Origin of the sequence: Pontibacter rugosus (assembly GCF_042678745.1) — a bacterium.
Classification (GTDB): Bacteria; Bacteroidota; Bacteroidia; order Cytophagales; family Hymenobacteraceae; genus Pontibacter; species Pontibacter rugosus.
This window is the reverse complement of the sequence record NZ_JBHTLD010000315.1, coordinates 1-3,854: the sequence shown is the minus strand read 5'-3', so window position 1 is coordinate 3,854 and position 3,854 is coordinate 1. Positions and strand designations below refer to the sequence as shown.

The window sequence follows — 3,854 nt, the reverse complement described above, 5'->3', positions numbered from 1 at the left end:
TGGTGAACGGATGCAATACCACAGTGAAAGTCATTAAATTATTTAGAAATTTGAAGGCTAATAAACGAAGTAAATTGTAAAATTTTGTATTAATTGTATTTTAAACTGGATAACACAAATACTTGATTTCGAGCCTATGAAGAGATATACTAAAATTCCTGCCTTGATGCTTAGCGTAATGCTTATGCTGGTTTCTTGCGATAAGGAAGATGACCTGGAAACAGCCATACACTATGGCCCTGAAACAGTAATTGGAGACGGCACGGCACGAGCCTGGGTACAGACGACACCAGATAAAAAGCCGCTAGCTATAGGGCTCAGCATCTCTAAGAAAATCATAAAGTCTCTGCCTAAGGAAATGATTGAGTATAAATTAGACTTGCCGGAAGGTTTAGATATTGCGCCTTATGACCATGTAGTACTTGACTGGAACCCGATGGGGCATCCGCCAGCAACATATGAGACTCCTCACTTTGATATGCACTTCTACATGATACCAGACGCAGAGCGCAAAGCGATACCCGCTGGTCCGCAGGAACATGCTGCTGCCTTCGAAGAAAGCTATATGCCATCTACGTACTTTTCACAGGTAGAGGCTGTTCCAGCTATGGGGGTGCATTGGTTAAGTATATACTCACCGGAATTAAATGGCCATCATTTTACGCAAACCTATATAGTAGGGGCGAACAACGATAAAATCATTTTTTATGAGCCAATGATTACGTTGGCCTATCTGCAGGGGCTGGACAAGGGGCAGAAGAACGTTTTTAAGGTTGACCAGGCAACTAAGGTTCAACGTGATGGATATCACCCGCTCTCTTATACTATTTATAACAGCTCTGATGAAGACGAATATGTCGTGTCGCTCACCGATCTGAAGTTTAGGAAAGGTGAATAGTATAAACCAAGTGGGCCTGTCGCAGATCTGCGACAGGCCCACTTGGTTTATACTATGGTGATTACTTGGCAGCAGAAGCCTTAGAAAGCATTTCTTCTCGTTTGGCTTTAAACTCCGTTCCGGGCTTCCACTCAGGTAGCTGCGTGCTGTTCGCTACACGGTTGCCTACCCTTAAAAACAGCTGCAGGTCTTCAACAGCACCAGCCAGGTTCCAATCACTGCGTACTTCGTCTGTTAATTTATGGTAGTCGTTGGCAGTATACCTCTCATTCCATTTCTTTACATAGTCGGCAGGCTGGTTGCGTGCCTTTACACCAGATTCTGCATACAGGGCCGGCACACCCTGCTTTGCAAACTCAAAATGGTCAGAGCGGTAGAAAGAGCCGTTCTCTGGAGATTCTTCTGGTACAATATGGCGATTCTGCGAGCGTGCTTCTTCTGCCAGTATGTCTTCCAGGGTAGAGTTGCCATAGCCTATTACAATCACATCCTCCGTAGGGCCATAGGCATTCAGTACATCCATATTAATATTGGCTACCGTTTTCTCTAAAGGGTAGAGCGGGTTGGTGGCATAATACTTAGAGCCAAGCAGGCCTTTCTCTTCTGCTGTAACTGCCAGAAATATGATGGAGCGTTTCGGTTTGGTTTCCATCTTACTGAAAGCTTCTGCTAGTTCCAGCAATCCGGCTGTGCCCGTAGCGTTATCAAGCGCACCATTGTAAATCTGGTCGCCTGATAAGTTAGGATCTTTACCTAAGTGATCCCAATGGGCGGTGTATACTACATATTCGTCTTTCAGTGCAGGATCAGAGCCTTCCAGCTTAGCAATCACATTCCGAGACTGCGTTTCGCGCAGTTTGTTCTTGAGATCGAAGCTGGCCGTAGCCTTTAGCGTAACAGGTTTAAAGTTCTTCTGTCTTGCAGCTTGTTTCAGGTCATCAAAGTTACGGCCTAGTGCTGTGAAAATCTCACGTGCTTTGGGTTCTGTAATCCAGGCTTCTACCTTAGCACGATCCATGTTCTTGTTTTGCTTGCTGATATCAAAGCCTTCGCGGCTGTTACTGCCAGATATAACCTCATAAGGATAGCCGGCAGGGCCGGTTTCATGAATAATAATAGCGGCGGCGGCACCTTTCTCTGCGGCAATCTCATACTTGTAAGTCCAGCGGCCGTAATAAGTCATGGCCTTGCCGCCAAACATCGTGCTGTCTAACTGCTCTGGGTTTTGAGAATTAGGTATAGGTGGATCGTTTACAAGCATCACGATTGTTTTGCCTTTCACATCCAGCCCCTTGTAATCGTCCCAGCCATATTCCGGAGCTACTATGCCATAGCCAACAAACACCATATCAGAGTTATTGATAGTGATGTTCGGTACAAACTGCCGCGACAGCGCAACATAATCATCCGGGAAATTAAGCTGAATCTTTTTGCCGTTGGCATTAACAGAGGCCGTCGGTTGGGGTGTATAGCCAAACATAGGTACTTCTTGTACATAAGAGCCATCAGGATTGCCCGGCTGCAGGCCTAACGCTTTAAACTGGCGGGTAAGGTAGGCTACCGTAGAGTCTTCGCCGGCTGTACCGGGAGCCCGGCCTTCAAAAGCATCAGAGGCCAGCACAGTAGTATGGCTAAGCAGATCATTGGCATTAATGCTTTGGAGTGCTGTTCGCAGGTTGGTGCTATCGGCAGCTGTGGCTACTTCTGCCTCGCCTTCGCTTACTTGGCGGGCATTTTCGTTGCAGCCCATGGCCAGCAGCCCAAGTAGGCCCAATAGCGGAATGTGTTTCTTCATAGGGTTTAAGTATAGCTAAGTATATCCTTCAAGTTAAGGAAAAATTTATACTTACCCCTGCTGATTTTGTTGCTCAGGCTGCTACTTGCCAACTAGCTGGTACGCCCTGGTGTAGTTCCTGTATCATCCTGACAATGCTAGGCAGGCGCTGTTGTAGCTGGCATTCCCATACTACCACACGTTGCCAGCCGGCCTTGCTGTACAGTTGCTTATACCTGGCATCGCGGGCTTGGTTCTTGTCAAACTTATCCTGCCAGAACAACAGGTTTGTTTTTGGAAAAGATGGCTGGCAGTATGGGCATCGGTGCCAGAAGCAGCCATGCACAAATACAGCAAGCCTGCGTCCGGGAAAGCAGATGTCAGGTTTGCCCGGGGCTTTAGGCCAATGCACCCGATAGCCGCGCAGGCCAGCCTGCCACAGTGCCCGCCGCAGCGTCAACTCAGGCTTAGTGTTTTTGCCCTTATTGCCACGCATGTAGCGGCTTATCTTTTCCTGTGCCGTAAGTGGTGCCTTTGCAATTTTATACTTGCTGCTTTTCTTTTTTGCCAATGCCATAGCTGCTGGTGCAGTTGTATAACATCTGTTTTGGCTACATTAGTTTAACAGCTCGCAAAGATGGCCTATAGAATAAAGAAAGGTTTTCATAGCCTGGAAAGGCGTGCGTAGGTATAAGTGTGGCCGTAGGTCAGATACGGTAATAGATACGATTCATCGAGGTATTATACGGATCATACCCTGGGCGCTTTTTGCTGAATCTGTCATCCAGCAATTGCGTCTGGCGCATCTCGCTTAACTCAAAGCAGTGCCATCCATCTTCTTTTTTTCCCTCTTTGCTGATACGCCAGGCACAAAGGCAGTCTTCGTTCTGGAGGTTGCGTCCCAATAAGTGAAGTTCCACTGTATGAGATTCTCCATGATAGTAGAATTTGATTAAGAGCCTGGCTCCAATAGCCTTCGATAGTTCTTCCAGTAGATAGCTATACATACTTCCTTCGTCGCGTTTAATATACCATCATATCCTGTTGCTAGACTACTTGCTTCAGAATTTAGCCATTCTAGCCGACTATTTTCAGTATTTAAAAGTAAACAAGCTAGAGCTTCTAAAACAGGAAATAAAAAGCCAAAAAGTAACTTAGGAAATTACTAGGCTTAAGTTATAC

Annotated in this window: 4 protein-coding genes; 1 reads left to right on the top strand and 3 read right to left on the bottom strand. The window is 46.3% G+C overall.

What is annotated here, in order from left to right; all coding sequences use genetic code 11:
* Positions 1–136: 136 nt before the first annotated feature.
* A complete protein-coding gene (locus ACFQ2O_RS20515; protein WP_377532508.1) occupies positions 137–898 on the top strand; it encodes a DUF5602 domain-containing protein in 762 nt (253 codons plus the stop codon).
* Between the two features lie 61 nt (positions 899–959).
* On the opposite strand, the gene ACFQ2O_RS20510 is transcribed toward ACFQ2O_RS20515, so the two are convergent.
* From ACFQ2O_RS20510 to ACFQ2O_RS20500, 3 genes are all read right to left on the bottom strand, one after another.
* Complete coding sequence (locus tag ACFQ2O_RS20510; RefSeq protein WP_377532505.1) at positions 960–2,693, bottom strand: M28 family metallopeptidase; 1,734 nt, start codon at positions 2,691–2,693, stop codon at positions 960–962.
* A gap of 73 nt (positions 2,694–2,766) precedes the next feature.
* On the bottom strand, positions 2,767–3,249 hold the full coding sequence (locus tag ACFQ2O_RS20505; protein WP_377532503.1) for a very short patch repair endonuclease: 483 nt from the start codon (positions 3,247–3,249) through the stop codon (positions 2,767–2,769).
* Positions 3,250–3,379: 130 nt separating this feature from the next.
* The gene (locus ACFQ2O_RS20500) at positions 3,380–3,679 is read right to left on the bottom strand and encodes a hypothetical protein (protein WP_377532500.1); all 300 of its coding nucleotides are present in this window, start codon (positions 3,677–3,679) and stop codon (positions 3,380–3,382) included.
* Positions 3,680–3,854: the final 175 nt, after the last annotated feature.